Consider the following 26,233-nt stretch of genomic DNA (forward strand, 5'->3'; position numbering starts at 1 on the left):
CTCGGGCTTCATTCACCTCATCGCAGCGATGATATGGATGCAGTGAATGTCGATCCGTCCTAGCCGGCGGTGCAGAAGTGCTCGCGGCCGTCATAGCCGACATAGGTGCCGCTACGCGGATTGAACGAGCGGTAGCGCTGCGAGCAGTAGTCATACCACGACTGGCTCCACGGCTCGTAGCTCGGCGTATAGACCGGCTGGCGGCGATAGATCACGCGGGGCTCGGGCTCCGGGTAATAATCCGGCTCCACGTAGCGCGGCTCGGAATAGCGCGGCTGGGACGCCAGTGCGCCGCCGATGATGACGCCGGTGGCAAGGCCAAGGGCGCCGCCGATCAGGGCGTCGCGATCGCGGTGATGGCGGCGCGGCTTGCGGTAGTAGCCATCGCCGGCATCGCCCCAGTAGCCGTCCCGGTGACGGTCGCGTGCTTCGACCACGCCCGCCGTCGCGGTGAGGGTCGTTGCCGCAACCGCCAGGGAAAGCACGATTGTCTTGAGGACTTTGTTCATGACGTCGATCCTTTGGATCCGGCCCATCGCCGGTCGATATCAACGAAACTAGAAGAGTGCGGCTGAACGGAGGCTGAACGAAAAAACCCGGCATCTCTGCCGGGCTTCAACTGAAAATCCTGAGGAAACCGGATCAGCCGGCAATCTGCAGGTTAACCGCCTTCGGGCCTTTGCCGCGGCGATCGGGTTCCGTGTCGAAGCTTACCTTCTGGTTTTCGGAAAGGCCGTTCAGGCCCGAAGCCTGCACAGCGGAAATGTGTACGAAGATATCCGCGCCACCGTTGTCGGGCTTGATGAAGCCAAAGCCCTTCTCGGTGTTGAAGAATTTTACAGTGCCAGTCTCGGCCATGCGTCAGGTCCTTTTCTCTCTGCCCGTATATTGGCGGCGGGCAGCACATCAGTTTTGCCCCATAGGGCGTTAGGCAGGCAGTTCTGGAGGTTGAGGAAAGGGTCCTGTTTTCACCGCAGCCAGCCAACCGTTGGTCTTGCGACCATCAGATCTTGGCTGCCCGGAATTGTTTCGCGTCTCCGGCGCGCATTTATTCAAGGTCTTCCCGTGTCCGCAAATTGCCCGAACGGCGCAAGAGTGATGTGTTTGCTTCAAATTGGCAAGCAAAAGTTTTGGCAGTCGTTTGACACGCCTCACTTTGGTCAAATTCCAGGCGATTGCCGAAAAAACCCTCAGCTTTTAGGGGCTTTCTGCTGCACTTGTATGACTTATATTGCGTTGCGAAAGAAGAAGCGCGCGGTCATGCTTCAACGGCAAGGCCCGCGCGGCGGCTGCGCAGCAGTTCCGGCACGAGTTCCACCGCCAGCATGGCGAGGAAGATGATGCCGCAGCCGACATAGCCGGCAGATGTGATGGTCTCGCCCAGCAGCATCACGCCGAAGAGGGCGGCGAAAAGCGCCTCGCTGGAAAGGAAGATGGCCGCCTGAGGGGCGGTCGTGTAACGCTGGGCGACATTCTGGAAGATGAAGGCGATGCCGCTGGAGAAGACGCCGGCATAGAGGATTTCGGGCAGCGCCCCCTTGATGGCGGCCAGGCTGACGGGCTCGAACAGGATGCCGGCCGCGCAGCCGAGCACACCACAGATGGCGAACTGCACCAGCGACAGGGCGATCGGCCGGCCGGAGCGGCCGGCATAGACGCCGACGCAGATCATCTGCACGGACCAGAGCACGGCGCAGAAAATGGTCAGCATGTCGCCGAGCGTCAGCGCGGCGAGCGTGCCGCCGGAAAGCAGGAAAATGCCGAAGGACGCCATGAAGGCGGCCGGCCAGACGATCCAGTGCGTCCGGCGGCGCAGCACGAGCACCGTCAGGATCGGCGTGAAGACCACATAAAGGCCGGTGAGGAAGCCGGAATTGGTGACGGTCGTGGTGAGGAGGCCGACCTGCTGGAAGGCGGCGGCGGCAAAGAGGGCAAGGCCGGTCAGCGCGAAGCCGGCGATATCGGCCTGTCGCAACGGGCTTTTCGCGCGCGACTTCTCCCATTGCGCGAAGGGTAGGGCGACCAGGGTGGCGACGGCGAAGCGCAGGCCGATGAACCACAACGGGCCGAGCGTCTGCATCGCCGTCGACTGAGCGATGAAGCCCGCGCCCCAGATGGCGCCGGCAAGCAACAGGAGAAGGTTCGCCTGAACGCGCGTCATGTTTTGTGACCCTGATGGGAGAAAGGGGGCGCGGTCGCGCCTTCGCGCTCCTGCTATCAGGTGCGGGGATTGGAGGCAAGGGAGGCGGCGTCAGTCCGTCACGGCCGAGCGGGAGATCCGGAGGAGCGCCCCGTCCTCGGCGTCCGTCAGAAGAAGAAGAGCGCCATCCGGTGCGACGACCACGTCGCGAATGCGGCCGAGCTCGCCGTCGAACAGCCGTTCCTCGGAAACGACGGCGCCGCTTTCGTCGCGCTCAAGGCGAGCGACGAGCTGGTACTTCAGCGCCGCGACGATCAGGTTGCCGTCCCATTCGGGGAACATCGCGCCGCGATAGACGGCGATGGCGCCCGGCGCGATAGAGGGATCCCAGTAATAAAGGGGCTGCTCGTAGCCTTCAGCCGACGCGCCGAACTCGAATTCCGCCCCGGAATAGTGCCGGCCGTAGGATACGAGCGGCCAGCCGTAGTTGCGGCCCGGCAGCGGCAAGTTGATCTCGTCGCCGCCACGGGCGCCGTGCTCGACCGAAAGCAGCGTGTCGTCCTTCGGGTCGATGGCAAGACCTTGCGGGTTGCGATGGCCCTTCGACCAGATTTCCGAGAGGCCATCCGCGCTGCCGTTGAACGGATTGTCGGCATGGGGGCTGCCATCGGGGTTGATGTGCAGGATGGCGCCGGCATGATCGCGCATGTCTTGTGCGCGCTCTCCTTCGCCCCGGTCACCGATGCCGAAGAACAGGCTGCCATCTTTGGCGATGGCGATGCGCGAGCCGAAATGCTGGCCGCGTGTCGTGAGGCGATTCATCAGGAAGATGCGCGTGGCGCCTTCGAGCTTCGTGGCATCGTCCGACAGCCTTGCCTTGCCGACGGCCGTGCCGATGCCGCCGTCGCCGCGGGCGCTATAGGTGAAGTAGAGAATGCGGCTCGTCGCAAAGTCAGGGGCAAGCGCGATGTCGAGCAGGCCACCCTGCCCATTCGTGGCAACTTCGGGCACGCCGCTGATCGGCGTGGAGACAGTGTGGTTGCGCACGAGGCGGAGCGTGCCGCCCTTTTCGGACACGAGATAGCCGCCGTCCGACAGCACTTCGACGGACCAGGGTTGCTTGAGGCCGGTCGCCAGCGTCTCGACGGAAAGCGCGGCCTTCTTGCTGGGGAATTCACGTGTCTGTGCGAGGGTGGGGGTGGCTGCGACGGCAAGGAGCAGGGCAATGGCCGCGAAGGCGCTCTTCCGCATGTTGGTGGTCTGCCGCATCGCCGTCTCCTGCTTTCGCCGTTAACTGGCCCAGAGCGGCACGGCTTTCAAGGGCAATCGGTGGAGGGCAGGGTCAATTTTGCGTGGAGGAATTCAGAGAGGGGGAATTCAGCGAGGGGTCGATCTGCGAGGTGGTGCGCTCGATGCCGGAAGTCTTGATCGTGTCGATCTCGACGGCCGGCGGAGACATCAGGCTGACGACCATGGCGACGCAGGCGACCAGAGCCGTCATCGCGATGAGGAACATGGCGCGCGTTTCCCGGGCCTTTGGCTTGCTGCCGATCGCGTCGTCATCCAGAAACATGTCTCTTCCCCTGTTTGCGTTCCGTGATGACGAAAAAGCCCGCCGAAGTCGGCGTCACAAGGACCGAATTGCGGCAAGGGCCGACATTTATTGCGGCGAAAATAAGGCTTGTGGAAAAAGTCGAAATTTCAGCGGGTTCGGCCGAATAGACCGCGCTTTCCCGCCGTTCTAGACACCCCGCCGGCCGAACTGGCGAAGGGGGCGAACGACGCGGCTTTCCGTGCCTGCGGCGGACGTCTCCGCGACGGCCTGGACCGGCGTGTCGGCATGCTCCGGAAAGGTCTGGTTGAAGCTGGTCGGGGCGAGTTCCGGGCGGGCGAGCAGGTAGCCCTGCAACAGCGGGCCGCCCATCTCGCGGCAAAGCGCCAGCATGTCAGGTTCCTCGATGCCCGCGACGATGGCGCGGATGGTCTTGGCGGCGAACTGGCTGACAACGACACGCAGCAGCGCAAGCCCGGCGGAGTTCTCGGCAAAGCCGCGCAGCCAGGCCGTGTCGAAGGTGACGAATTGCGGCTGCAGGCGGCTGACGCGCTCAAGGTCGCGGTCCTCGCCGGTATAGTCGTCGATGGCGATGGCAAAGCCGCTCTCATGCAGCCGCTCGGCAAAACGCGCCAGCCGGTCGGGATCGTCGAGCGGATGCTGGCGGATCTCGCAGGCGATGGCGTCGAGCGGCATGCCTGCCTCGTGCGCCGAGAGCCGCAGACGCTCCACCTCCTGCCGCATTGCCTGGGGTGTTGCGAAGAGGCCGCTCTGGATGTTGACGATGAGGGCGCAGTCGCGCCGGCCGAGTGCGCCGGCATTGAGGATGTGCAGGCTGCGACAAAGCCCGTCGACCGCCGCCCGCTCGTCTTCCGCGACGCGCTGGAAGAATTCGCCGGGCGAACAGGGCATGCCGCCCGCGCTGGCGCGGATCAGTCCCTTGAAGGCGGCGATCTGCAGGCGACCGTCCGGCTGCTCGCTGAAGATCGGCTGCAGGGCTGATTGCAGGAGATAGGGGCCATAGACCGCGCTAAATGCGCCGTCCGGCTGGCGGACGAGATTGGAGAAGATGCTTTTTTCGCTCATGCAGCGCACCATCCGCTGGAACGATGTCGACAAGCAAACCTTAGGCGCGACCCGTTAACGGCGGCTTAATCCTTCGCGTAAAAATTTTTACGTTCCCGCGTATTTCAACCTTTTCGTGTGATGCCGCCACGATCCATTCGCATCCGTGATAGTGTTGATGAAATTTTGCGAGGAAGCCCGGATTTCCCGCTTTTTTCGCCCTTCGCGCTTGCAAGACCGGCCCACATTCGACATAGACCTAACCGCTATGGAGCCCGGCGCTCCGGGTCCATGGCGTCCAGCCGTCTTTGAACCCGATGAGGACATCTCCATCATGGCCTTTCTTGCCGACGCCCTTTCCCGTGTGAAGCCCTCCGCCACCATCGCCGTTTCCCAGAAAGCGCGTGAACTGAAAGCGAAAGGCCGCGACGTCATCGGGCTTGGCGCGGGCGAACCGGATTTCGACACGCCCGACAATATCAAGAAGGCTGCGATCGACGCGATCAACCGTGGCGAGACGAAGTACACGCCGGTCGCCGGCATCCCGGAACTGCGCGAGGCCATCGTCAAGAAGTTCAAGCGCGAGAACAATCTCGACTACACCGCCGCGCAGACCATCGTCGGCACGGGCGGAAAGCAGATTCTTTTCAACGCTTTCATGGCGACGATGAATCCGGGCGATGAAGTCGTTATCCCGACACCTTACTGGGTTTCCTATCCGGAAATGGTCTCGCTGTGCGGCGGTACGCCGGTCTTCGTCGCGACGACGCAGGAAAACAAGTTCAAGCTGAAGGCGGAAGACCTGGAAAAGGCGATCACGCCGAAGACCAAGTGGTTCATCTTCAACTCGCCGTCCAACCCCTCGGGCGCGGCCTACAGCCATGACGAGCTGAAGGCGCTCACCGATGTGCTGATGCGCCATCCGCATGTCTGGGTGCTGACCGACGACATGTACGAACACCTGACCTATGGCGACTTCAAGTTCGCGACCCCGGTCGAAGTCGAGCCGGGCCTCTATGACCGCACGCTCACCATGAACGGCGTTTCCAAGGCCTATGCGATGACCGGCTGGCGCATCGGCTATGCGGCCGGCCCGCTCAACCTCATCAAGGCCATGGACATGATCCAGGGCCAGCAGACGTCCGGTGCCTGCTCGGTCGCCCAGTGGGCCGCCGTCGAGGCACTGAACGGCACGCAGGACTTCATCCCGGAAAACAAGAAGATCTTCGAGGGGCGCCGCGACCTCATCGTCTCCATGCTCAACCAGGCCAAGGGCATCGAGTGCCCGTCGCCGGAAGGCGCGTTCTACGTCTATCCGTCCTGCAAGGGCCTGATCGGCAAGACCGCGCCCTCGGGCAAGGTCATCGAGACGGACGAGGACTTCGTTTCGGAATTGCTGGAAGCGGAAGGCGTTGCCGTCGTGCACGGCTCGGCCTTCGGTCTCGGCCCGAACTTCCGCATCTCCTATGCGACCTCGGAAGCCCAGCTCGAAGAGGCCGGCAAGCGCATTCAGCGTTTCTGCGCCGGCTGCAAGTAAGCTATTCGGCCCTATGAATACGAAACCCGCCGGCGACGGCGGGTTTTTTCATTGCCGTTGGTGAAATTTTCGCCTTCGTCACCGATATAATGAAGCGATACGGAAACACCGGAGCAGCATCATGAAAGCCACATCCTTCTCCCTCGCCGCCCTGCTGGCGCTCACCGCCGCAACCGCCGCCCTTGCCGCCGACAGCTACGGGGAGCGAAGCGGAGAGACGCCGCGTGGAAAGATCGTTGCCGGCGAGCATCCGGGCATGATGACGGCCTGGGACTATTTCTTCAACAATCCGGAAAAGTACCGCGGCATGCGCAACGGCCCCGGCGAATATTACCAGGGCGCCGAACGCCGGTAAGCCGCGTCCTCAAAGCCCGATCATCGTCAACATGATGAAGGTGGCGAAGAGGATGAAATGCGTCATGCCTTCGATGGCGTTCGTCTCCCCGTCATTGAGGTTGATGGCGGCGGCGATCAGCGTGATCGCCACCATGACTGTCTGCGTCGGCGACATGGCCATGACGAAGGGCTGGCCGGTGTAGAGCGCGATGGCCTCCATCACCGGCACGGTGAGGATCACCGTCGAGAGCGATGCGCCCATGGCAATGTTGACGACGGACTGCATGCGATTGGCAAGGGCGGCGCGTAGCGCCGTCAGGATTTCCGGCGCGGCGGAAATCGCCGCGACGACGACGGCCATAAGCGCCGGCGGCGCGCCCGAGCCCTTGAGGCCAGCGCCCAGCAGCACCGACATGACCTCCGCGAGCGCGCCGATCAGCACCACGCCGACGAGGATGACGGCAATGGACAGGCTCGCGGGTTCGTTCTCGTCCGGCGCCTTGCTCGGCAGGCCTTCCTTCCGTTCGGCTCGCGGATAGGCGTAGCTGAAGAAGTAGCTGTGCACGCCCACCTGCATGCGCAGGAAGACGGTGTAGAGCGTGATCATCGCGCCGATGGTGAAGAGGGAATAGAGGTGCCAGCTTTCCCGCGGCACGAATTCCGGCACGACCATGGAAATGCCCATGGCCGTCAGGATCATCACGCCGTAGGTCTTTCCCGAATCGTCGTTATAGGGCTGTTCACCGTGGCGGATGCCGCCGAGAAGGGCGGCAAGGCCGAGAATGCCGTTGATGTCGAGCATGACGGCGGCATAGATCGTATCGCGCACCAGTGTCGGCGAGGTCTCGCCCTGCATCATGATGGCGAGGATCACCACCTCCACCAGCACGGCCGACAGCGTCAGGATCATCGTGCCATAGGGATCGCCGACCTTGGAGGCGAGGATTTCCGCGTGATGGGCGATGCGGGTTGAAACGAGGATGATCGCGGCGACGAGCGCGAAGGCCGCCAGGAGAACCGACAGGCGCCCCATCTCCAGAAGACGGTGTTCCGTCGCATAGGCGACGATGGCGGCGGCAAGGCCGATGAAAAGGAAACGTTCCTTCAACAGGCTGGAGAGCATGGGCGAGCGGGCTCCTCGGCAGATCGATCTCATAGATGTAGCCGGGATGCGCAAAAAGAAAACGCCCGCGATGAAGGAAACGCGGGCGTTCTTTGGGAGGACGTCTGAATGCGGCGAAGGGCAGGCGGGGAGGGACACGCCCACCAGCGCCTGCCTATCGCAAGGCCTATCCTCAGGCGACGTTTTCCAGCGCCGGGTAGTCCGTATAGCCCTTGGCGCCGCCACCATAGAAGGTGTCCTTGTCGGGGGCGTTCAGCACGGTGTCGTTCTTCAGGCGCTCCACGAGGTCCGGGTTGGCGATGAAGAGCTTGCCGAAGGCGACGAGGTCGGCCTTGCCGTCTTCCACGGCGTCGATGGCCAGTTCCCGGTTGTAGCCGTTGTTGACCATCCAGGCCGCCTTGCCGCCTGCGGCATGGTAAGCGGCGCGCAGGGCAGCATAGTCGAACGGCGTGTCGCCCTGCTGGTGATCACGTGGGCCGCCGGTCGCGCCCTCGATGATGTGGATGTAGGAAAGGCCGTAACGGGCAAGGCCTTCCACCACATGGGTGAAGAGCGGCTGCGGATTCGGATCGAAGGCGTCGTTGGCGGGCGTGACCGGCGAGATGCGGATGGCCGTGCGGCCGGCGCCGATTTCCGCGGTGATTGCTTCGACGACCTCGAAGAGCAGACGCGCGCGGTTCTCGATGGAGCCGCCATACGCGTCCGTGCGATGGTTGCTGCCCGAGCGCAGGAACTGGTCGATCAGGTAACCGTTGGCCGCGTGGATTTCGACGCCGTCGAAGCCCGCCTCGATGGCGGCGCGGGCGGCCCGGCGATAATCCTCGACGATGCCGGGAAGCTCGGCCTTTTCGAGGGCGCGGGGCTCGGAGGTCTCGGCAAAGCTGCCGGTGCCGTCGGCATTGATGAGATAGGTCTTCGACTTGGCCCGGATGGCGGAGGGAGCGACCGGCTTGCCGCCGCCCGGCTGCAGCGTGTCGTGTGAGATACGGCCGACATGCCACATCTGAACGACGATCCTGCCGCCGGCCTTGTGCACGGCATCCGTGACCTGCTTCCAGCCGGCGAGAGCTTCCGGCGTATAGAGGCCCGGCACGTCGGCATAGCCCTGACCCTGCTGGGTGATGGCCGTCGCCTCGGTGATCAGCAGGCCGGCGGAGGCGCGCTGTTCGTAGTAGGCGGCATTCAGCGTGTTCGGCACGGCGTGTGGCGAGCGGTTGCGCGTCAGCGGCGCCATGACGATGCGGTTCTTGACGTCGATATCGCCGATCTTCAAGGGGTCGAAAAGAGAGGTCATGGGAAGTCCTTCTTCTGGCTGGGAGGGGAGAGGTGCTCAGAGAGCGCCGTTGAGGTGATGGAGAAAGGCGGCGATCTTTTCGTCGTCGCGCTTGAAGAACACCCACTGGCCGACCTTGCGCGTCGTCACGAGGCCGGCGCGCTGCAAGGTGGAAAGGTGGGCGGAAACGGTGGACTGCGACAGGTCGCAGCGCTTCTCGATCTGTCCGGCGCAAACGCCGAATTCCAGCGGATGTTCCTGGCCGGGAAAATGCACCTGCGGCTCCTTCAGCCAGGCGAGGATTTCCAGTCGCTTGGGATGGGCGAGGGCTTTGAGGATTTCGTCGGTATCGGGTTCGGTCATGTCCATCGGAGCTTTACGATGTTTATATCGGATATTCCCGATATTGGGATCGCGGTTTGCCGATGCAAGGGGCTTCAGAAATAAAAATCAAAAAGAAAATAAATGGGCAAAAAAAGAGGGCCACAAGCGAAGCTCGGGCCCTGCTAGGTTGAAGGTTTAAGAACCTCCAGAGGGGAACAGCCAGCGCGCGGTACTGGGAGGAGAAAGACCGCAAGTGCGCCGGCTGTCTTTAATATGGGAGAGGGGGTTGCCGTCTTCAAGAGAAAGACGTGCCAAGTTTTGCATGAGCGTTGGAAATTCTGCCTTGGTTAACGAAAGGCAAAAAAAGAGGGCCGCAAGATCAACTTGGGCCCTTTGTAGTTTTGAAGGTAATAAAACCTCCAGAGGGGAACAGCTGCTGCGGTGGCACTGGGAGGAAAAAGCCACCAAAAGTGCATCAGCTGGGCGCGATATGATGCTTTTTCGGGCATACGGCAATCATTTAATGCGCATGCCAGCCATGCACGAGGCGCAAGCCTTCCGAAATGGCGGTTTCAGAAGTTCCAGTTGCGCGCCTTGGCGACGATGAAGTCTCTGAAAACCTTGAGCTTCGCCGAGTTCTTCATTTCGCTCGGATAGCAGAAGTAGGTATCGAACGAAGGGATATCCGCGCTTACGGGCAGCTGGATAAGTCCCGGGTCGCGGCCGACAATATAGTCCGGCAGCATCGCGATGCCGATGCCGAGCAGGCAGGCGCGCTTGATCGAGGTCTGGCTGTTGATTTGCAGCACGGAGGGGCGGGGGTTGTCGGAATCGCGGCCGGCGATCTCCAGCCAGTTCACGTCGAGTAGGTAGCTCGGCGCCGGTTCGCCGAAAGTGATGATCTTGTGGTTGTCGAGATCGTCGATCGACTGCGGCTCGCCGTAGCGATTGATATAGGAGGGCGCTGCATAGAGGTGCATGTGCACGGTGAAGAGCCGGCGCTGGATGAGGTCGGACTGCTGCGGCTCGCGCAGGCGGATGGCGCAGTCCGCATGGCGCATGTTCACGTCCAGCTCCTCGTTGTCGAGAATGAGCTGTACCTGCATGTCGGGATAAAGCGCGAGGAATTCCTGCACCTTGTCGGTCAGCCAGCCCTGGCCGAGGCCGACGGTGGTGGTGATGCGCAGCTTGCCGCTCGGCTTTTCGGTGTTTTCCGTCAGCTGCACGCGCACGCTTTCGAGCTTCATCAGCACGTCGTGGGCGGTGCGGTAAAGGATCTCGCCCTGTTCGGTGAGGATCAGGCCGCGGGCATGGCGATGGAAGAGCTTGATGCCGACATCCTGCTCCAGCGCACTGACCTGGCGGCTGATGGCCGACTGCGAAAGGTGCAGCTTGTCCGCTGCATGCGTGAACGAGCCCGCCTCGGCCGCGGCATGAAAAATCCGCAGCTTGTCCCAATCGAGCGGCATTCTATCCCCCATATGTCTTTGCGGCGGGAAACGAGCGTTTCCCGTCCGGTCGCTGATTCAACTGTTCCCACACGGGAGGTCGGTCGAGCCGCCTCCCTTCGTTGGCGGCTTCTACTCGGCCGCAATTGCGACAGGCATATGACCTGCAAGGTATTTTTCAGTTTCGAGAGCCGCCATGCAGCCCATGCCGGCAGCCGTGACCGCCTGGCGATAGATATCGTCGGTGACGTCGCCTGCGGCAAAAACGCCCGGCACATCCGTCGCCGTGGAATCGGCCGCCGTCCACAGATAGCCGTTCGGCTTCTGGCGCAGCTTGCCCTTGAAGAGTTCGACCGCCGGCGCATGGCCGATGGCGACGAAAACGCCGTCGATCGCCATATCCCGCGTCTCGCCGGTCTTCACATTGCGCAGCTTCACGCCGTTGACGGTTGCCGGCATCGGTGGCTTGGCCTCTGCGCCGAGATATTCGAGGACCTCGTGGTCCCAGACGATCTTGACGTTCTCCTTGGCGAACAGGCGCTCCTGCAGGATCTTTTCCGCACGGAACGAGTCGCGGCGGTGCACGACGGTCACGGTCCTGGCGAGGTTGGCAAGATAGAGCGCTTCCTCGACGGCGGAGTTGCCGCCGCCGACCACGATGACGTCCTTGTTGCGGTAGAAGAAGCCGTCGCAGGTGGCGCAGGCCGAAACGCCGAAGCCCATGAACTTGTGCTCGGTGTCGATGCCGAGCCACTTGGCCTTCGCGCCCGTCGCGATGATGAGGGCATCGGCGGTCCATTCGGCGCCGCTGTCGGTGGAGATGCGGAAGGGACGCACGTCGAGATCGACGTTCGTCACGAGGTCGTTGACGATCTCGGCGCCGACATGCTGGGCCTGCTTGAGCATCTGCTCCATCATCCACGGGCCCTGCACCGGATCGGCATAGCCCGGGTAGTTTTCCACATCCGTGGTGATCATGAGCTGGCCGCCCTGTTCCATGCCTGCGATCAGCACGGGTTCGAGCATGGCGCGCGCCGTGTAGATGGCGGCGGTGTAACCGGCGGGGCCGGAGCCGATGATCAGCACCTTTACGTGGCGGGCGGACATGGTCGTTCCTTCCGGGGCGGGAGGCCCCTCAATCGGCCGGCCGGCGCGATGTCGCGCAGGGCACGGGCAGCGTGTCTCTGTTGACCCTCATTTATGAGGGGAGTGCAGGCAGTTTCAAGTGTGCGCGGCGCTTTGCCAACAGGCAAGCGAAGGCGCGTGACATATTTGTGCCTCTTGCAGTAACAATGTTGCGCTGATGCGGCGATTCGGGTCACTTCCGGTCGCCATCCCGAAAGGTCTGTAATTTCCCATGTTTCGAGCCGAACTCGACGCCATCGACATCCGCATCCTGAAGGAACTGCAGGCCGATGGCCGGATGACCAATGTGGAGCTCGCCGCCCGTGCCGGCATTTCCGCGCCGCCGTGCCTGCGCCGTGTGCGCAAGCTGGAGGAAGCGGGCATCATCGAAGGGTATACGGCGATGCTGAACGCGCCCGCGCTCGGCTACGATCTCGTCGCCTTCTGCATGGTCGGCCTCAAGCACCAGTCGGAAGCCAACCTCAAGGCCTTCGCCGCCGCGACGACCGAATGGCCGATGGTGCGCCAGGCCTGGATGGTCTCCGGCGACAGCGACTTCCTGTTGCACTGCGTTGCCGAAAACCTCACCCGTTTCCAGGATTTCGTCATCGAGGAACTGACCGCCAACGCGCAGGTCGACACGGTGCGCACCATGCTGACGATCCGCCAGGTGAAGAAGGTCGGGCTGGTCGAACTGTGATCGCGCTAGAGAATTTCCGGTAAAACCCGGTTCACCGGAAACGCACTAACCGGCCTTGCCCTGCGGGCGGAACCGGCGCTTCTTCCGCCAGGCGATGTATTTGTCGATCATGAGCCGCTTCTGCTTCGCGAAGCCATAAAACCAGCGGCGGCTGTTGTTTTTCCGGCTCGCTCCTGACGAAGCGAGGATCTGGCTCTCTGCGCCGCTCGTCGTGACGGGCGCTGGCCAGAAGCTGTATCCATGCCCCTCGCGGGTCAGCCAGTGACGGAAGAAGTTGTCGACCGGCGCGAAGATCGTCCTGTGTTCCCGCACGAACCGCTCCGCGCCCCTGCGCGACCAGACGATGGCGCTCGTCGTCATCGGGAAGTAATGCGCGGCGACCAGTTCAAAGCGTTTTTCATCCGCCGCGTACCAGCCGAGGCCGGTGCTGATCTTCATCTTGTTGTTGCCGATGTTGATGAGAAGCCAGTCCGGGTCGAGGGCATCGAGGTCAGGCAGGGCCTTGTCGAGCAGGTCGACCGTATTGCACAGGGGAAGCGCATCGTCTTCAAAGACCAGCGCATAGGGGGCGTCGGTCTCAAGGAAGGCCTTCGCCACCTTCAGGTGGCTGTAGTAGCAGCCGATCTCGCCGCCGACGAGACTGCGCCCCATATAGGCCATTGCCGCCGAGGCATCGTAGTCGGCAAGCGTCGCAAGATCGTAGCGCCGGCCATCGACCGCGGAAATGCGCTCGAACGGCAGGCCGAAGCCGGCGAGGATCGAGCCGATCTTTTCCAGCCGTTCCGGATTTCCGTCGAGGTTGATAATGTAGGTTTTCATCATGCGTGCGGCTGCCGGCTACTCTTGATGTGCTTGGGGTCTTTTCGGCGGAACCACCTCAGCGCCTGCGCTGCATCGGTTCGGTGTCTATGCCGAGCAGGCGAAGGCTGTGCCAGAAGCGGCGACGCAGGGATTCCCGCCACTTGAAGATGTTCTCGTTGCTGAAGAACTTGCGCAGGCTGCGGTTCGGGCGCGACTTTCGATATCCCCAGCCCGTTCCATAAGTCGAGCGCTCGTCGCCGATATGCAGGACGCCGCCATCGTGCAGCCAGGCCATGTCCCGCTTCTGGGCCTTGTAGAAACGGCTGATCTTCGCTTCGTCGCCGACGCCCTTGTAGCCGCCGCCGAGCGCCAGATAGTCCGATCGGCGTCGCAGTCCCGGGTTGAAGGTGAAGGTGTGCCACAGGAAATGCAGTTCGGGGAAGGTTCGCTTGTAGCGCGCGGAGGCGGTGTGCCTGTCCTTCAGGCTCCGGACATATCGCGGCATGTCCGCGTCCGTCCGCACGCTGACCAGGATGACGTTCGGCTCCTGCTCCAGAACCTCGATCGCCCGCTCGATGAAGCCGGGACGGGTAAAGCGCCAGTCGTCTTCAAGGTGGAAGATGTAGTCGCTGTCGACCTCTCCATAGGCGCGGTCGATGGAGGCGATCTGCCCGAGGTTCTTGCCGTTCACGAGAATGCGGTGATTGACGCCCTCGAGAACCTTGCCGACCGCGTAGACACCCTCTTCCGCCGAATCCTCGATGATGAGGATCTCCTTCAGGGGATAGGTATTGTGCTCGACGAAGCTCTTGAGCGTTTCCTCGAGCAGGTCGAACCGCTTGCAGCTCGTCACGACAGCCGTGACCGTGGGCTTGGCTTCGGTGTTCTGGGGATGGCTCATCTCTGAATTGCCTTATCTTTCGAGACGAAAGGTTAGTTTCTCGCCGATGCCGCCTGCTCGTAGACGCGATATACCTGCCGAGCTTCGTTCTCTATCAGGAAGTTCTGCAGGGCGCGCGCCTGCCCGCGCAGGCCGGCAGACTGCCGTCGCGCATTGTCGTCGAGAAGGGCGGCCGTGGCATCGGTCATCGCCGAAAGATCGTCTTTTTCCACAAGGATGCCCGTGCCGGTGTCGATCTGTTCGCTGAATGCGCCGACGTCGGTCGCGACAACGGCAACGCCCGTCGCCATGGCCTCCAGCGGCGTCAGGCCGAAGCCTTCCCAGCGCTGCGGGGCGACGAAGAGATCGAGCGCGCGATACCAGTCGTTGATGTTGGTATGTTCGCCGACGAAGAGGATGCGATCGGCAAGACCGGCCGCCCGCACTTTCTCCTTCAGCGCATTCTCGTAGTTCACATGCTGGGCCGTCGCGCGTCCGGCGATGATGGCCGACCAGTCCGGCCGCTGCGGCAGGAGGCGGATCATCGCCTCGACGAAGAGGTCCGTTCCCTTCTGGTGGCGGACGCGGCCGAAGCATCCGGCATAGTTCTGCGCGGGGTCAAGGCCAAGGGCAGCCTTCGCCGCCGGCTTGTCGGTCGGCGGGGAGAACCGCGCGGGGTCTATGCCGTGCATGACCACCGTGCTCGGAACTTCAAGATAGGACGCCGTCTTCGCGCTGGTGGCGATGACGGCGTCCATCCTGGAAATCAGGAATTTCGTCCAGCCGGTATGGCGACGCTGCGAGGCGGAGGTGAAGACCAGCTTCAGCTTCATGCGCAGGAGATCGCGCATCACGATCGCTGGCAGCATCTCGAGGTTGCGGCGCGCATGCCAGATGCGGGCCTTGCGGCCGGGAGGCGCAGTCCAAAGGGACAGAAGATCACGCCAGCGCATCTTGGGCAGCGTGTCCGGCAGGCCGGGGCCGAGGGTGGAGACCTTCTGCCCGAGCCTGTTTTGAACCGGGACAAGCTGGATGATCGTCGACGTCACGCCGGAGAGCCGGCGCTTGAAGTTGGGAGCAATGACCTCGACGTTGCGCATGTCCTCTATGAACGGCATGAAGGGGTACTCACCCCCAGGTGACGGCGAGGATTTCGTAGGCCTTGGAACCGCCGGGGGCGTTCACTTCGATGCTGTCGCCGACTTCCTTGCCGATCAGCGCGCGGGCGATGGGCGAGGAGATGGAAATGCGGCCCTGCTTCACATCGGCTTCCTGGTCGCCGACGATCTGGTAGACCTTCTCTTCCTCGGTGTCCTCATCGATGAGCTTCACCCGGGCGCCGAACTTGATCTTGGAGCCGGACATCTTGGAGAGGTCGATGACCTCGGCGCGCGCGACGAAGTCTTCGAGCTCCGTGATGCGGCCTTCATTGTGGCTCTGGGCTTCCTTGGCAGCGTGGTACTCGGCATTTTCCGACAGGTCGCCATGGGCGCGCGCTTCGGCAATCGCCTCGATGATTCGCGGACGCTCTTCCTGCTGACGCCAGCGCAGCTCTTCCTGCAGCTTGACGAAACCGTCCTGGGTCATCGGTACCTTTTCAACCATTTTATCCCGTCCTTCAGAGCGCGCCGCCCAGGCCGAGGCCTGCGCGAACGCAAAAGAAAACGGTCTCCGGAGACGAATCCCCGGAACCGTCGAAAGCGTTTGAACGATCCTTATAGCAGATCGGCGGGCGCGAAAGCCAGTTTTTTTGCCGCACGCCCCGGAACGTTCCCGGGAACATTCGCCACTGGCTGCCGTTAGCCGATCAACGCGGGAGGTGCGCATGACAGGCAATACGGCCCATCTGGAAGGCAGGATCAACGCCCACCGGCGCCTGCTGGTGGAGCTGCTGTCCGTGGTCGCCGCCATCCCCGCGGCGCGCGAGGCATTGCTTGCCATGGCGCGGGACAACGAGACGGTCGCCGACCATGAGGAGGACCCCGGCATCGAGCCGGACGCCGCCTTTGCCGCCCAGCAGATTGCCGATGACGAGATCCGGGCGATCCTGACGGCCGCGATGGCCCGCCTCGAAACCAGGACATGAGCCAGGACATGAGGATGAAACAATGGGTGTGATGCGCAGGATTTCCGACTACTTCAAGCAGTTCGCGGGCGAAGTGTCCGGCAACCCGGCCCTCTACGAGGAAGGCCGCCGTGGGGCCGGGGAGGGCCATCGGGACGAGGACGGGCAGGCTGTGCCGATGGAACCGCGGATCGTGCCGGGGACGGGCAGCATCGTTTCGGAAGGGGCCGGTCGGGAGGAGGCCATGCATGCCGATGCCACGCCGCAATTTGCTATGTCGCAGGCCGGCCGCAGCAATGACGGCGTTTCCAGCATCAAGCCGCGCAGCATCGCCGGCAGTGACGATGCGACCGCCTCCCGCATCCCGCCGGGCATGGCAACGTCGGCCCGCGATCAGTCCGCCGACTTCGACGGAAACGCGCCGCAGGGCGGCGAAACACCGGTCGCGGACTATTCGGATATCGAACAGCTGAAGCTCTACCGACTCGTGCCGATTGCCGCCCCAACGGACACGAACTGGAACCTCGCGCCCAACCAGGGAGAGGTGGTGGTGCGCGCCCGATCCAGCGGCGATGCCCGTGTCGTTGCGGCGGACGCCGAACTCGATTTCATGGAAATCGATGCCCTGCCGGGTGACGGCAACTCCACCACCTCGTCCAGCGCTTTCCGCAACGAGAAGCTCTACACTGTCGTCGTCGAGACCGATCCGGCCTATCCGGTGGAAGGTCCGCGCGAAGTGGTCGCCGGTACGGTGCGTGTCGACAATATCCGTCCCACCGAACTCTAGAGAGGCCGCCATGACCCCGAGCCAATCCGCCCGCACGGCTGAAAAACAGCGCGACATCCAGAAGGACGTGGCCGAGGCCGACCGCAAGGGCAAGGCGGAAGAGCCTAAGGCCATGCAGGCCGGCGCCCGGCTCTATCCCGTGCCGCCATTTCCGAAGCAGCATCTGGCCAAGCCCGGCCACGAGGCGGATGTCGATCCGCCGCCAATGTATGACGCGCCCTTCTACAAGGGCTCGGAAAAGCTGAAGGACAAGGTGGCGCTGATCACCGGCGGCGATTCCGGCATCGGCCGGGCGGTCGCCGTGCTCTTCGCCCGCGAGGGCGCGGATGTCGCGATCTGCCATCTTGCCGAAGGCGGCGATGCGAAGGAGACGATTGCCGCCGTGGAGGCGGAGGGCCGGCGCTGCATCGCCTTTGCCGGCGACGTGAAGGACAAGGCTTTCTGCGCCCGGACGGTGACATGTGTGGTGCGTGATCTCGGCCGGCTCGACATCCTCGTCAACAATGCGGCTTTCCAGGTGCACACGAAGGATATCGTCGACCTCACGGAGGAGCATTTCGACGAGACGCTGAAGACCAATCTCTACGGCTATTTCTTCATGGCGCAGGCTGCCGTGCCGCATATGGAGCAAGGGTCGGCCATCATCAATACGGGGTCGATCACCGGCATCGACGGTTCCAAGGACCTGCTGGATTATTCCATGACGAAGGGCGGCATCCATGCCTTCACGCGTGCGCTGGCCGGCCAGCTCGTGCCGCGCGGCATTCGCGTCAACGCCATCGCACCCGGCCCGGTCTGGACGCCGCTCAACCCTTCCGACAAGGAGGCCGGGGACGTTGCGAAATTCGGGGCGCAAACGCCGATGAAACGCCCCGCCCAGCCGGAGGAACTTGCCCCCGCCTATGTCTTCCTCGCCTCGTCGCATTGCTCCAGCTACATCACGGGCGAAGTGCTGCCGATCGTTGGCGGGTACTGAAAAAGGAAAAGCCGGGCGAGGGCCGCCCGGCTTTTCGCGTTTTCGAAGGGTTCGTCTCAGAAATAGGACTGCAACGGCCGTACTTCGAGCTGGCCCTGCTTGAGGGCCTTGATGGCCTGGGCGGCGGCGGCGGCGCCGGCCATGGTGGTGTAGTAGGGCACCTTCTGCATCAGTGCGGCGCGGCGCAGCGACTTGGAGTCCGAGATCGCCTTGTTGCTGTCCGTCGTGTTGATGACGAGGCTGACCTGGCGGTTGCGGATGGCGTCCTCGACATGCGGACGGCCTTCCTGCACCTTGTTGACCTTGGTTGCCTCGATGCCGTTCTCGGCGAGGAAACGCGCGGTGCCGGAGGTCGCCATGACCTTGAAGCCGATGTCGGTCAGGAGGCGCACGGCCGTCAGCACGCGTTCCTTGTCCTCGTCGCGCACGGAGACGAAGACCGTGCCTTCACGCGGCAGGTCGACGCCGGCGCCGAGCTGCGACTTGGCGAAGGCGAGCGCGAAGTCGGTGTCGAGGCCGATGACCTCGCCGGTCGAGCGCATTTCCGGGCCGAGCAGCGTGTCGACGCCCGGGAAGCGGGCGAAGGGGAACACGGCTTCCTTGACGGCGATGTGCTTCAGGTTGCGCGGGTCCGGCTTCTCGCCATAGGCGGCAATCGCCACATCGAGCGCTTCACCGGCCATGACGCGGGCGGCAATCTTGGCGATCGGCGCGCCGATGGTCTTGGCGACGAAGGGCACCGTGCGCGAAGCGCGCGGATTGACTTCCAGCACGTAGATCGTGCCGTCCTTGATGGCATATTGCACGTTCATCAGGCCGCCGACATTGAGCGCCTTGGCGAGCGCCTTGGTCTGGCGTTCCAATTCGTCGACGGTCTCCTTCGACAGCGTGTTGACCGGCAGCGAGCAGGCCGAGTCGCCCGAATGGATGCCGGCTTCCTCGATATGCTCCATGATGCCGGAGACGAAGACGTCCTTGCCATCGGAGAGCGCATCGACGTCGACTTCCGTCGCATTGGTGAGGTAGCTGTCGAAGAGCAGCGGGTTCTTGCCGAGCAGGGTGTTGATCTGGCCGGTCTTGTCGTTCGGGTAGCGCTGCTTGATGTCTTCCGGAACAAGTTCCGGCACCGTGTCGAGCAGGTAGGTCTGGAGCTGGCCTTCCGAATGGATGATCTGCATGGCGCGGCCGCCGAGAACGTAGGACGGGCGCACGACCAGCGGGAAGCCGATCTCGCCGGCGACGAGGCGGGCCTGTTCGACGGAATAGGCAATGCCGTTGTTCGGCTGGGCAAGGTCGAGCTTCTGCAGGAGCTTCTGGAAGCGGTCGCGGTCCTCGGCAAGGTCGATCATGTCGGGCGCGGTGCCGAGGATCGGGATGCCGTTCTTTTCCAGCGCTTCGGCAAGCTTCAGCGGCGTCTGGCCGCCGAACTGCACGATGACGCCGACGACTTCGCCGTTGGTCTGCTCAGCCTTCAGGATCTCGATGACGTCCTCGGCCGTCAGCGGCTCGAAATAGAGACGGTCGGAGGTGTCGTAGTCGGTGGAGACCGTTTCCGGGTTGCAGTTGACCATGATCGCTTCATAGCCGGCATCCTTCAAAGCGAAGGCGGCATGGCAGCAGCAATAGTCGAACTCGATACCCTGGCCGATGCGGTTCGGGCCACCGCCGAGGATGACGACCTTCTTGCGATCCGAAATGCCGGCTTCCGAGCGCGTCGCGCCTGCAAACGGCGTCTCGTAGGTCGAGTACATATAGGCCGTTGGCGAGGCGAATTCGGCGGCGCAGGTGTCGATGCGCTTGAAGACCGGACGCACGTCGAGGCCGTTGCGCAGCTCGGCGACTTCCTTCGGGCGCTTGCCGGAGAGGGTGGCGAGGCGTGCGTCGGAGAAGCCCATGGCCTTCAGCATGCGCAGGTTCTCGGCATCCTGCGGCAGGCCGTGCTCGCGGATGCGGGCCTCCATGTCGACGATGGCCTTGAACTGCTCGAGGAACCACGGGTCGATCTTGGAGCCCTCATGGACCTCTTCCAGCGTCAGGCCCATGCGCAGCGCCTGGGCGACCATGCGCAGGCGGTCCGGCGTCGGCGTGGAGATCGCGGCGCGAATGGCGTTCTTGTCGTTGCCGTCGCCAAGGCCGGGGATCTCGATTTCGTCGAGGCCGGTGAGGCCCGTTTCGAGACCGCGCAACGCCTTCTGCAGCGATTCGGCGAAGGTGCGGCCGATGGCCATCACTTCACCGACCGACTTCATGGCGGTGGTCAGCGTCGGCTCGGCGCCGGGGAACTTCTCGAAGGCGAAGCGCGGGATCTTCGTCACGACATAGTCGATGGACGGTTCGAAGGAGGCCGGGGTCGCGCCGCCGGTGATGTCGTTTTCCAGCTCGTCGAGCGTGTAGCCGATGGCAAGCTTTGCCGCGATCTTGGCGATCGGGAAGCCGGTGGCCTTGGAGGCGAGCGCGGAGGAGCGCGAAACGCGCGGGTTCATCTCGATGACGACGAGACGGCCGTTTTCCGGGTTGACGGCGAACTGCACGTTGGAGCCGCCGGTCTCGACGCCGATCTCGCGCAGCACCGCGATCGAGGCGTTGCGCATGATCTGGTATTCCTTGTCCGTCAGGGTCAAGGCGGGGGCGACGGTGATCGAGTCGCCCGTATGAACGCCCATCGGGTCGATGTTCTCGATGGAGCAGATGATGATGCAGTTGTCCGCCTTGTCGCGGACGACCTCCATTTCATATTCCTTCCAGCCGAGGACGGACTCTTCGATGAGCACTTCCGTCGTCGGCGAGGCGTCGAGACCGGAATTGATGATCTCGAAGAATTCCGAACGGTTGTAGGCGATGCCGCCGCCGGTGCCGCCGAGGGTGAAGGACGGGCGGATGATGGCCGGCAGACCGATCGTGTCGAGCGCCTGCGCGCCGATGGCCATGGCATGGCTCATGTAACGCTGCTTGCGGTCGGTCTCGCCGAGGTTCCACTGGTTTTCCAGCTCGTCCAGCGCCTTGTCGAGCGCATCGCCCGACAGCTCCGCCTTCAGCTTGGCGCGCTCGGCTTCGTGGACCTTGCGGTCCTTGTCCTTGATCTCGGTGGCGTTGGCCAGCATGGACCGCGGCGTTTCAAGGCCGATCTTGGCCATGGCCTCGCGGAAGAGCGCGCGGTCCTCGGCCTTGTCGATGGCTTCGGGCTTTGCGCCGATCATTTCGACATTGTAGCGGTCGAGCACACCCATGCGCTTCAGAGAGAGCGCGGTGTTGAGCGCCGTCTGGCCGCCCATCGTCGGCAGCAGCGCGTCGGGGCGCTCCTTGGCGATGATCTTGGCGACGACTTCCGGGGTGATCGGCTCGACATAGGTCGCGTCGGCGAGGCCCGGATCGGTCATGATCGTTGCCGGGTTGGAATTGACGAGGATGACGCGGTAGCCTTCCTCCTTCAGCGCCTTGCACGCCTGGGTGCCGGAATAGTCGAATTCGCAGGCCTGACCGATGACGATCGGCCCCGCGCCGATGATGAGGATCGATTTCAAATCTTGGCGCTTGGGCATCTCTCTATCCGTTCTTCCGCGTGCGCGAAAAACCGGCCATGGTGATGGGTTCACCGGCCGGGCGCGCATCTATGGTCGTTCAAAGGCTAGAAGCGGCTTATAGGCAAATGCACGGGCAAGCGGAACCCCGAAAATCGCCCAATCGACAGGAAAAGTGCGGGTCCGGTTTCAGCGTTGCGCGCCGTCGATATAGCTCTGGATGGTGCGGCCGACTTCAGCGACGAGCCGGTCGCGCGTAAGGGCGACGACCGGCGGCAGCTTCAACACATAGCGGGTGAAGGCAAGGCCGAGTATTTGTGTGGCGACGAGGCCGGCGACAGCCGGGGTATCACGCCCCGCGAGCCGTGCGATTGCGGGGGCGACCTGACTTGCGAATATCTCCCGGAGCCGTGCGGCAGCCAACTCGTTGGAGGCGGCCGAGCGCAAGGCCACCGGCAAGGCCGAGGTGCCGGCCTCGTTTTCCCATATCATCAGGAAGTGCCGCACCAGAGCTTCACCAACCGTGGCGCGGGGCAAGGTGGTAATATCCGGTAGCCGCAGATCGATATCCGCGGCGCGGGCAAAGAGCAGGTCCTTGCCGCCGAAATAGCGGATCACCATAGCCGGATCGATAGTGGCCGCGGCGGCGATGTCGCGCACCGTCGTGCCGTCATACCCCTTCTCGGCGAAGAGAAGGCGCGCCGCTTCGAGAATGGTCTCTCGGGTCCGGTCCGACTTGGTCTTTCTGGCGGGGGAATCGGTCATGAGTAATGAATGCCAACGAGCGTTGACAAATTCAAGGGATAGTCATAAAAGTCAACGAATGTTGATTTTTGGAGATCGAGCCATGCTGCCGCAGGAAACCGAAGTCCTCATCGTCGGGGCAGGGCCTGCCGGCCTTGCTCTTGCCGCCGCCCTGCAGCAGGCCGGTCTTCATCCCGTCATCGTCGACCGGCTGGCCGCCGGACAGAACACCTCCCGCGCTGCTGTCATTCACGCCCATACGCTGGAAGTGCTGGAGCGGCTGGGCATTGCCGACGCGCTGGAGCGTCGCGGCCTGCCGCTCACCCGCTTTGCACTGCGTGATCACGACAATGCGCTTTTCGAGCTGGATTTCTCCATGCTTCCCTCCCGCTACGCGCAGATCCTCATGTTGCCGCAGGACGAAACCGAGGCGATTCTTGCCGAAAGGCTGAAAACGCTGGGCGGCAGCGTGCAGCGCGGGGTGACCGTTACGAAGATTACACCGGATGCGACAGGCGCGACGGCGGTTCTCGATACGCCCGAAGGCGAGCGCACGCTCCGCGCCCGTTACGTCATCGGCGGCGATGGCATGCACAGCATCGTTCGCGAAGCGGCCGGCATATCCTTTGACGGTGAAACCTATGCCGGGTCCTTCGTGCTTGCGGATGTCCATATGGACTGGCCGTTGAGCAGCGAGGTGACGATGTTCCTGTCGCCGGAAGGCATGGGCGTCATCGCTCCGTTGCCGAAAGGACGATACCGCCTTGTCGCCCCGGTCGAGAATGCGCCCGAAGCTCCGAACGTCGCCTTCATCCAGGCGATCCTCGACGCGCGCGGGCCGCGCAAAAGTCCGGGCCGGGTGCGCGACGTGCTCTGGAGTTCGCGCTTCCGCGTGCATCACCGCGTCGCCGCGCATTATCGCTCTGGGTCACTTTTCATCATGGGCGATGCGGCGCATGTGCATAGCCCCGCCGGCGGGCAGGGCATGAACACCGGACTGGTCGATGCCGTCGTGCTCGGCCAATTGTTGGCCGACGTGTTGCGGGGCAGGGCGCCGGAGGAGAGGCTCGATCTCTATGAGCAGAAGCGACGCCCCGCCGCAGCTGAGGTGCTGGCGCTTGCCGACCGGCTGACAAGGGTTGCGACCGTTCGCAACCCTGTCGCCCGAGTTCTGCGCAACCTGGTCCTTCGCGCACTCGGGGCTTCCCCCGTGTTCGGCCGCAAGCTTGCCCTCACCCTGTCGGGCCTCGCCCGCAAGGGGGCGGGGACGGTTCCCCCGCCCTGACAGGACGCTTTACTCCGTCGCCAATATCCCGGGCAGTTCCTTCAGGATGCTGTCGCGGGCGCGCAGGCTTGTGCGGGGTTCCTGTTTCTTCTCGTCCTGGAGCAACCGGACGAAGACGACGGTGCGCTCGTCGCGGCGCGCCCAGCCGACATACCAGCCCCATGGCTTGTTGTAGTCGAAGGTACCGTCGGCCTTGCGGGGATAGGCCATGCCGGTCTTGCCCTGCACGCCCCAGCCGTCGTCGATGTCGCGCCGCTCGACGATCTCCATGGCGGCATCCATGGCTTCGGCCGAGACGGGCAGTTCGTGGTTCACCAGTTTCCTGAGGAATTCCACCTGCTCCAGGGGCGAGATTTTCAGCGAGGAGGCGATCCAGGCGCGTTCCAGCCCGTTGTTCTTGCCGGGATCGCCCGTCATGTCGGCATTGCCGTAGCCGAAGGCTTCCGCGTAGTCGCGCATCTGTTCGTAGCCGAGGAATTCGGCGATGCGCTGGGAATACCAGACGACGGAAAATTCCATCCAGCGTTTCGGTGTCGTCGGCTGCCGCCAGGCATCGCCGCCCCAGTCCGGGTAACCCTTCATGAAGGGCAGCACCGGCTCCTCGGCATTTTCCAGAAAGCCGGAATCGTAGCCCATCACGGCGAGCGGCACCTTGAAGGTGGAGGCGGGGGTCACGCGGGTCTTGCAGTCGCCTTTCTCCAGGATGATTTCGGTGCTCGCCGCATCGGCGACGATCGTACAAATGGTACGGGCTTGCGCGGGGGAGGAGAGGCTTGCGGCCAGCAGGGTGCCGGCCGCGAAGAGACGCTTGTCCATCACGTTTTTCCTTGGTTTTCGAGGATTCTCGCAGTCTGGATAGCAGCACCTTGATGTGCTGACAAAAGATGAATACTGGTCTTAGCCATTAGGAAAACTGGGGCATCGCCATGGTTCGGCCATACCTTCCTCTGAACGCCTTTCGCGCTTTCGAGGCGTCCGCCCGGCATCTGAGCTTCACGCGGGCGGCCATCGAACTGAACGTCACGCAGGCGGCGGTCAGCCATCAGGTGAAGAGCCTGGAGGAGCAGATCGGCGTCGTGCTGTTCAAGCGCCTGCCGCGTGGGCTGATGATCACGGCGGAAGGCGAAAGCCTGTTGCCGGTGCTGCGCGACAGTTTCGATCGCATGGCCGATGCGGTGGAGCGTTTTCGCGGCGGGCATGTGCGAGAAATCCTGACGATCGGTGCCGTCGGAACCTTCGCGGTCGGCTGGCTCCTGCCGCGTCTTGCCGCCTTCCGCGAGCGCCATCCCCTTGTCGAGGTGCGGCTTTCCACCAACAACAACCGCGTCGATCTCGCCGCCGAAGGCCTCGATTTCGCCATCCGCTTCGGCGCAGGCGCCTGGCACGGGACGGATGCGGTTCGCCTCTTCGACGCGCCGCTTTCGGTGCTCGCCATTCCCGTCGTGGCGCACGATCTCAAGGAGCCGGCCGATCTTCTCGGCCATACATTGTTGCGCTCCTATCGCCGCGACGAGTGGACGCGCTGGTTCGAGGCCGCCGGGTTGCCGCGCACGCCGCCGCCGCAAAATGCCATCGTCTTCGATACGTCGCTCGCCATGATGGAAGCGGTGCTGCAGGGCGCAGGCGTCGGCCTCGCTCCGCCGCTGATGTTTTCGCGGCTGCTCTCCTCCGGTGCGGTGGTGCAGCCGTTCCGGACGAGCGTCACGCTCGGCAGCTACTGGTTGACCCACCTGCAATCGCGCACCGTCACCCCCGCCATGTCCGCCTTCTCGGCCTGGCTGAAGGTGACGGTGGCGGAGGAGGGGCTGGCCTGAACCCGTCAGGTCAGGTTGCGGCGGCGCTCCAGCTCCGCGTCTGTCGGCGTCTCGAACTCGAAGGACCCGGTGGCGACTTCGCCGGCGCGGGCATATTTGCTCATGACGACGCCGGTGTCGCTGGTGCGCGAATCGATCAGTGTCAGCGCCCGCGGGAAGGACGCGTCACCGAAGAGGCGCTTGCCCTTGCCGAGGATGACCGGGAAGACGGAGACGTGAACCTCGTCGACGAGGTCATGTTCGAATAGCGCCTTGAGGAATTCGGTGGAGCCCTGCGTCAGGAGGTTCGGTCCGTCCCCGGCCTTCAACGTCTTCACCGCCGCGACGGTGTCCGCGCCGAGTGCGTGGCTGTTCTGCCAGGTCGGCCTGAAGGCCGGATTGCGCGTCGCGACATATTTGTTGATGCGGTCGAAGAGCGGACCGATCGGATCGTCTTTTTCCACATAGGGCCAGTGAGCGGCGAAGATGTCGTAGGTCTTGCGGCCGAGCAGGAGGTCGAAGGGTTGGGCGAAGGTCTCGCCGATGGCCGCGCCCATCTTCTCGTCGAAGAGCGGGGCCGCCCAGCCACCGAAGCGGAAGCCGCCGATGGGGTCCTCCTGCGGCCCGCCCGGCGCCTGCATGATGCCGTCGAGACTGGTGAAGGCGCCGACAATAATCTTACGCATGGGGTTTCTCCTCGCAATTGAATGACCTGATATCCAAAGACGAATGGTGAAGGCACGATCCGACAGGCGCCCGTG

The 26,233-nt window shown here is 63.4% G+C and carries 27 protein-coding genes; 8 read left to right on the forward strand and 19 right to left on the reverse strand.

The genetic code is table 11. The annotated features are described in order from the left end of the window. Positions 1–59: 59 nt before the first annotated feature. The 6 genes from V8U06_RS00005 to V8U06_RS00030 form a co-directional block, all read right to left on the reverse strand. Positions 60–509, reverse strand: a complete 450-nt coding sequence (locus V8U06_RS00005) for a BA14K family protein (protein WP_427138973.1) — start codon at positions 507–509, stop codon at positions 60–62. Positions 510–642: 133 nt separating this feature from the next. After that, entirely contained in the window at positions 643–858 is a 216-nt protein-coding gene (locus tag V8U06_RS00010) for a cold-shock protein (RefSeq protein ID WP_064330734.1), read from the reverse strand. Positions 859–1,258: 400 nt separating this feature from the next. Then, the gene (locus V8U06_RS00015) at positions 1,259–2,161 is read right to left on the reverse strand and encodes a DMT family transporter (RefSeq protein WP_427138974.1); all 903 of its coding nucleotides are present in this window, start codon (positions 2,159–2,161) and stop codon (positions 1,259–1,261) included. A 90-nt stretch (positions 2,162–2,251) separates the two neighbouring features. Beyond that, entirely contained in the window at positions 2,252–3,409 is a 1,158-nt protein-coding gene (locus tag V8U06_RS00020) for a PQQ-dependent sugar dehydrogenase (protein WP_427138975.1), read from the reverse strand. Between the two features lie 73 nt (positions 3,410–3,482). Further along, on the reverse strand, positions 3,483–3,713 hold the full coding sequence (locus V8U06_RS00025) for a hypothetical protein (protein WP_427138976.1): 231 nt from the start codon (positions 3,711–3,713) through the stop codon (positions 3,483–3,485). Between the two features lie 168 nt (positions 3,714–3,881). Continuing rightward, positions 3,882–4,778, reverse strand: a complete 897-nt coding sequence (locus V8U06_RS00030) for an EAL domain-containing protein (protein ID WP_427138977.1) — start codon at positions 4,776–4,778, stop codon at positions 3,882–3,884. 313 nt (positions 4,779–5,091) lie between these two features. Between V8U06_RS00030 and V8U06_RS00035 the strand changes: the two genes are divergently transcribed. Both V8U06_RS00035 and V8U06_RS00040 read left to right on the forward strand, forming a co-directional pair. Beyond that, complete coding sequence (locus V8U06_RS00035; RefSeq protein ID WP_427138978.1) at positions 5,092–6,294, forward strand: pyridoxal phosphate-dependent aminotransferase; 1,203 nt, start codon at positions 5,092–5,094, stop codon at positions 6,292–6,294. 121 nt (positions 6,295–6,415) lie between these two features. Then, positions 6,416–6,649 (forward strand): hypothetical protein, encoded by a 234-nt coding sequence (locus V8U06_RS00040; RefSeq protein ID WP_427138979.1) that lies wholly within the window; start codon positions 6,416–6,418, stop codon positions 6,647–6,649. A gap of 9 nt (positions 6,650–6,658) precedes the next feature. Here V8U06_RS00040 and V8U06_RS00045 read toward each other — a convergent pair whose 3' ends face one another. From V8U06_RS00045 to trxB, 5 genes are all read right to left on the reverse strand, one after another. Next, complete coding sequence (locus V8U06_RS00045; protein WP_427138980.1) at positions 6,659–7,753, reverse strand: calcium:proton antiporter; 1,095 nt, start codon at positions 7,751–7,753, stop codon at positions 6,659–6,661. Between the two features lie 172 nt (positions 7,754–7,925). After that, positions 7,926–9,047, reverse strand: a complete 1,122-nt coding sequence (locus V8U06_RS00050) for an alkene reductase (RefSeq protein ID WP_427138981.1) — start codon at positions 9,045–9,047, stop codon at positions 7,926–7,928. Between the two features lie 36 nt (positions 9,048–9,083). Then, positions 9,084–9,389 carry an ArsR/SmtB family transcription factor gene (locus V8U06_RS00055; RefSeq protein WP_226921843.1) on the reverse strand — a complete coding sequence of 102 codons (306 nt, stop codon included), beginning with the start codon at positions 9,387–9,389 and terminating at the stop codon, positions 9,084–9,086. A gap of 533 nt (positions 9,390–9,922) precedes the next feature. Beyond that, positions 9,923–10,819, reverse strand: coding sequence for a LysR family transcriptional regulator VtlR (locus V8U06_RS00060; protein ID WP_226918288.1), 897 nt, complete (start codon positions 10,817–10,819; stop codon positions 9,923–9,925). A gap of 111 nt (positions 10,820–10,930) precedes the next feature. Then, entirely contained in the window at positions 10,931–11,905 is a 975-nt protein-coding gene (trxB, locus tag V8U06_RS00065) for a thioredoxin-disulfide reductase (protein ID WP_427138982.1), read from the reverse strand. A 250-nt stretch (positions 11,906–12,155) separates the two neighbouring features. Between trxB and V8U06_RS00070 the strand changes: the two genes are divergently transcribed. After that, the gene (locus tag V8U06_RS00070; RefSeq protein WP_427138983.1) at positions 12,156–12,623 is read left to right on the forward strand and encodes an Lrp/AsnC family transcriptional regulator; all 468 of its coding nucleotides are present in this window, start codon (positions 12,156–12,158) and stop codon (positions 12,621–12,623) included. A gap of 45 nt (positions 12,624–12,668) precedes the next feature. Here the strand turns inward: V8U06_RS00070 and V8U06_RS00075 are convergent, their stop codons facing one another. From V8U06_RS00075 to greA, 4 genes are read right to left on the reverse strand one after another with little or no spacing between them, the layout of a single operon-like run. Continuing rightward, the gene (locus V8U06_RS00075) at positions 12,669–13,445 is read right to left on the reverse strand and encodes a glycosyltransferase family 25 protein (protein ID WP_427138984.1); all 777 of its coding nucleotides are present in this window, start codon (positions 13,443–13,445) and stop codon (positions 12,669–12,671) included. 55 nt (positions 13,446–13,500) lie between these two features. Continuing rightward, positions 13,501–14,325 carry a glycosyltransferase gene (locus V8U06_RS00080; protein ID WP_427138985.1) on the reverse strand — a complete coding sequence of 275 codons (825 nt, stop codon included), beginning with the start codon at positions 14,323–14,325 and terminating at the stop codon, positions 13,501–13,503. A gap of 32 nt (positions 14,326–14,357) precedes the next feature. Then, positions 14,358–15,422 (reverse strand): glycosyltransferase family 4 protein, encoded by a 1,065-nt coding sequence (locus tag V8U06_RS00085; protein ID WP_427138986.1) that lies wholly within the window; start codon positions 15,420–15,422, stop codon positions 14,358–14,360. Between the two features lie 10 nt (positions 15,423–15,432). Beyond that, positions 15,433–15,909 (reverse strand): transcription elongation factor GreA, encoded by a 477-nt coding sequence (gene greA, locus V8U06_RS00090; RefSeq protein WP_226918295.1) that lies wholly within the window; start codon positions 15,907–15,909, stop codon positions 15,433–15,435. 220 nt (positions 15,910–16,129) lie between these two features. On the opposite strand from greA, the gene V8U06_RS00095 reads away from it, so the two are divergent. The 3 genes from V8U06_RS00095 to V8U06_RS00105 all read left to right on the forward strand — a co-directional run bounded on the left by V8U06_RS00095 (position 16,130) and on the right by V8U06_RS00105 (position 18,132). Further along, complete coding sequence (locus V8U06_RS00095; protein WP_427138987.1) at positions 16,130–16,390, forward strand: hypothetical protein; 261 nt, start codon at positions 16,130–16,132, stop codon at positions 16,388–16,390. 439 nt (positions 16,391–16,829) lie between these two features. Then, positions 16,830–17,156, forward strand: a complete 327-nt coding sequence (locus V8U06_RS00100) for a hypothetical protein (RefSeq protein WP_427139551.1) — start codon at positions 16,830–16,832, stop codon at positions 17,154–17,156. 10 nt (positions 17,157–17,166) lie between these two features. Next, positions 17,167–18,132, forward strand: coding sequence for an SDR family oxidoreductase (locus V8U06_RS00105; RefSeq protein WP_427138988.1), 966 nt, complete (start codon positions 17,167–17,169; stop codon positions 18,130–18,132). 56 nt (positions 18,133–18,188) lie between these two features. Here V8U06_RS00105 and carB read toward each other — a convergent pair whose 3' ends face one another. Together carB and V8U06_RS00115 are read right to left on the reverse strand one after the other, a co-directional pair. Beyond that, complete coding sequence (gene carB / locus V8U06_RS00110; RefSeq protein WP_427138989.1) at positions 18,189–21,671, reverse strand: carbamoyl-phosphate synthase large subunit; 3,483 nt, start codon at positions 21,669–21,671, stop codon at positions 18,189–18,191. Positions 21,672–21,839: 168 nt separating this feature from the next. Continuing rightward, positions 21,840–22,415, reverse strand: coding sequence for a TetR family transcriptional regulator (locus V8U06_RS00115; protein WP_427138990.1), 576 nt, complete (start codon positions 22,413–22,415; stop codon positions 21,840–21,842). 82 nt (positions 22,416–22,497) lie between these two features. Here V8U06_RS00115 and V8U06_RS00120 point away from each other — a divergent pair, with 82 nt between their 5' ends. After that, entirely contained in the window at positions 22,498–23,679 is a 1,182-nt protein-coding gene (locus tag V8U06_RS00120) for an FAD-dependent oxidoreductase (RefSeq protein ID WP_427138991.1), read from the forward strand. A gap of 9 nt (positions 23,680–23,688) precedes the next feature. Here V8U06_RS00120 and blaOXA read toward each other — a convergent pair whose 3' ends face one another. After that, positions 23,689–24,495 carry a class D beta-lactamase gene (gene blaOXA / locus V8U06_RS00125; RefSeq protein WP_427138992.1) on the reverse strand — a complete coding sequence of 269 codons (807 nt, stop codon included), beginning with the start codon at positions 24,493–24,495 and terminating at the stop codon, positions 23,689–23,691. A gap of 110 nt (positions 24,496–24,605) precedes the next feature. Here blaOXA and V8U06_RS00130 point away from each other — a divergent pair, with 110 nt between their 5' ends. Beyond that, positions 24,606–25,493 (forward strand): LysR family transcriptional regulator, encoded by an 888-nt coding sequence (locus tag V8U06_RS00130; RefSeq protein ID WP_427138993.1) that lies wholly within the window; start codon positions 24,606–24,608, stop codon positions 25,491–25,493. 5 nt (positions 25,494–25,498) lie between these two features. Here the strand turns inward: V8U06_RS00130 and V8U06_RS00135 are convergent, their stop codons facing one another. Then, the gene (locus V8U06_RS00135) at positions 25,499–26,158 is read right to left on the reverse strand and encodes a dihydrofolate reductase family protein (RefSeq protein WP_427138994.1); all 660 of its coding nucleotides are present in this window, start codon (positions 26,156–26,158) and stop codon (positions 25,499–25,501) included. Positions 26,159–26,233: the final 75 nt, after the last annotated feature.

Source organism: Shinella sp. G-2, assembly GCF_050172695.1.
Classification (GTDB): Bacteria; Pseudomonadota; Alphaproteobacteria; order Rhizobiales; family Rhizobiaceae; genus Shinella.

Excerpts from the sequence above, each read along its gene's own strand:
- blaOXA (WP_427138992.1), bottom strand. The coding sequence starts at position 24,495 with ATGGACAAGCGTCTCTTCGCGGCCGGCACCCTGCTGGCCGCAAGCCTC.
- V8U06_RS00025 (WP_427138976.1), bottom strand. The coding sequence starts at position 3,713 with ATGTTTCTGGATGACGACGCGATCGGCAGCAAGCCAAAGGCCCGGGAA.
- V8U06_RS00005 (WP_427138973.1), bottom strand. The coding sequence starts at position 509 with ATGAACAAAGTCCTCAAGACAATCGTGCTTTCCCTGGCGGTTGCGGCA.
- V8U06_RS00135 (WP_427138994.1), bottom strand. The coding sequence starts at position 26,158 with ATGCGTAAGATTATTGTCGGCGCCTTCACCAGTCTCGACGGCATCATG.
- V8U06_RS00105 (WP_427138988.1), top strand. The coding sequence starts at position 17,167 with ATGACCCCGAGCCAATCCGCCCGCACGGCTGAAAAACAGCGCGACATC.
- V8U06_RS00055 (WP_226921843.1), bottom strand. The coding sequence starts at position 9,389 with ATGACCGAACCCGATACCGACGAAATCCTCAAAGCCCTCGCCCATCCC.
- V8U06_RS00120 (WP_427138991.1), top strand. The coding sequence starts at position 22,498 with ATGCTGCCGCAGGAAACCGAAGTCCTCATCGTCGGGGCAGGGCCTGCC.
- V8U06_RS00115 (WP_427138990.1), bottom strand. The coding sequence starts at position 22,415 with ATGACCGATTCCCCCGCCAGAAAGACCAAGTCGGACCGGACCCGAGAG.
- V8U06_RS00075 (WP_427138984.1), bottom strand. The coding sequence starts at position 13,445 with ATGATGAAAACCTACATTATCAACCTCGACGGAAATCCGGAACGGCTG.
- V8U06_RS00035 (WP_427138978.1), top strand. The coding sequence starts at position 5,092 with ATGGCCTTTCTTGCCGACGCCCTTTCCCGTGTGAAGCCCTCCGCCACC.
- V8U06_RS00130 (WP_427138993.1), top strand. The coding sequence starts at position 24,606 with ATGGTTCGGCCATACCTTCCTCTGAACGCCTTTCGCGCTTTCGAGGCG.
- greA (WP_226918295.1), bottom strand. The coding sequence starts at position 15,909 with ATGGTTGAAAAGGTACCGATGACCCAGGACGGTTTCGTCAAGCTGCAG.
- V8U06_RS00020 (WP_427138975.1), bottom strand. The coding sequence starts at position 3,409 with ATGCGGCAGACCACCAACATGCGGAAGAGCGCCTTCGCGGCCATTGCC.
- V8U06_RS00050 (WP_427138981.1), bottom strand. The coding sequence starts at position 9,047 with ATGACCTCTCTTTTCGACCCCTTGAAGATCGGCGATATCGACGTCAAG.
- V8U06_RS00030 (WP_427138977.1), bottom strand. The coding sequence starts at position 4,778 with ATGAGCGAAAAAAGCATCTTCTCCAATCTCGTCCGCCAGCCGGACGGC.
- V8U06_RS00010 (WP_064330734.1), bottom strand. The coding sequence starts at position 858 with ATGGCCGAGACTGGCACTGTAAAATTCTTCAACACCGAGAAGGGCTTT.
- V8U06_RS00040 (WP_427138979.1), top strand. The coding sequence starts at position 6,416 with ATGAAAGCCACATCCTTCTCCCTCGCCGCCCTGCTGGCGCTCACCGCC.
- V8U06_RS00015 (WP_427138974.1), bottom strand. The coding sequence starts at position 2,161 with ATGACGCGCGTTCAGGCGAACCTTCTCCTGTTGCTTGCCGGCGCCATC.
- V8U06_RS00070 (WP_427138983.1), top strand. The coding sequence starts at position 12,156 with ATGTTTCGAGCCGAACTCGACGCCATCGACATCCGCATCCTGAAGGAA.
- V8U06_RS00060 (WP_226918288.1), bottom strand. The coding sequence starts at position 10,819 with ATGCCGCTCGATTGGGACAAGCTGCGGATTTTTCATGCCGCGGCCGAG.
- V8U06_RS00085 (WP_427138986.1), bottom strand. The coding sequence starts at position 15,422 with ATGCCGTTCATAGAGGACATGCGCAACGTCGAGGTCATTGCTCCCAAC.
- carB (WP_427138989.1), bottom strand. The coding sequence starts at position 21,671 with ATGCCCAAGCGCCAAGATTTGAAATCGATCCTCATCATCGGCGCGGGG.
- V8U06_RS00080 (WP_427138985.1), bottom strand. The coding sequence starts at position 14,325 with ATGAGCCATCCCCAGAACACCGAAGCCAAGCCCACGGTCACGGCTGTC.
- V8U06_RS00045 (WP_427138980.1), bottom strand. The coding sequence starts at position 7,753 with ATGCTCTCCAGCCTGTTGAAGGAACGTTTCCTTTTCATCGGCCTTGCC.
- trxB (WP_427138982.1), bottom strand. The coding sequence starts at position 11,905 with ATGTCCGCCCGCCACGTAAAGGTGCTGATCATCGGCTCCGGCCCCGCC.
- V8U06_RS00095 (WP_427138987.1), top strand. The coding sequence starts at position 16,130 with ATGACAGGCAATACGGCCCATCTGGAAGGCAGGATCAACGCCCACCGG.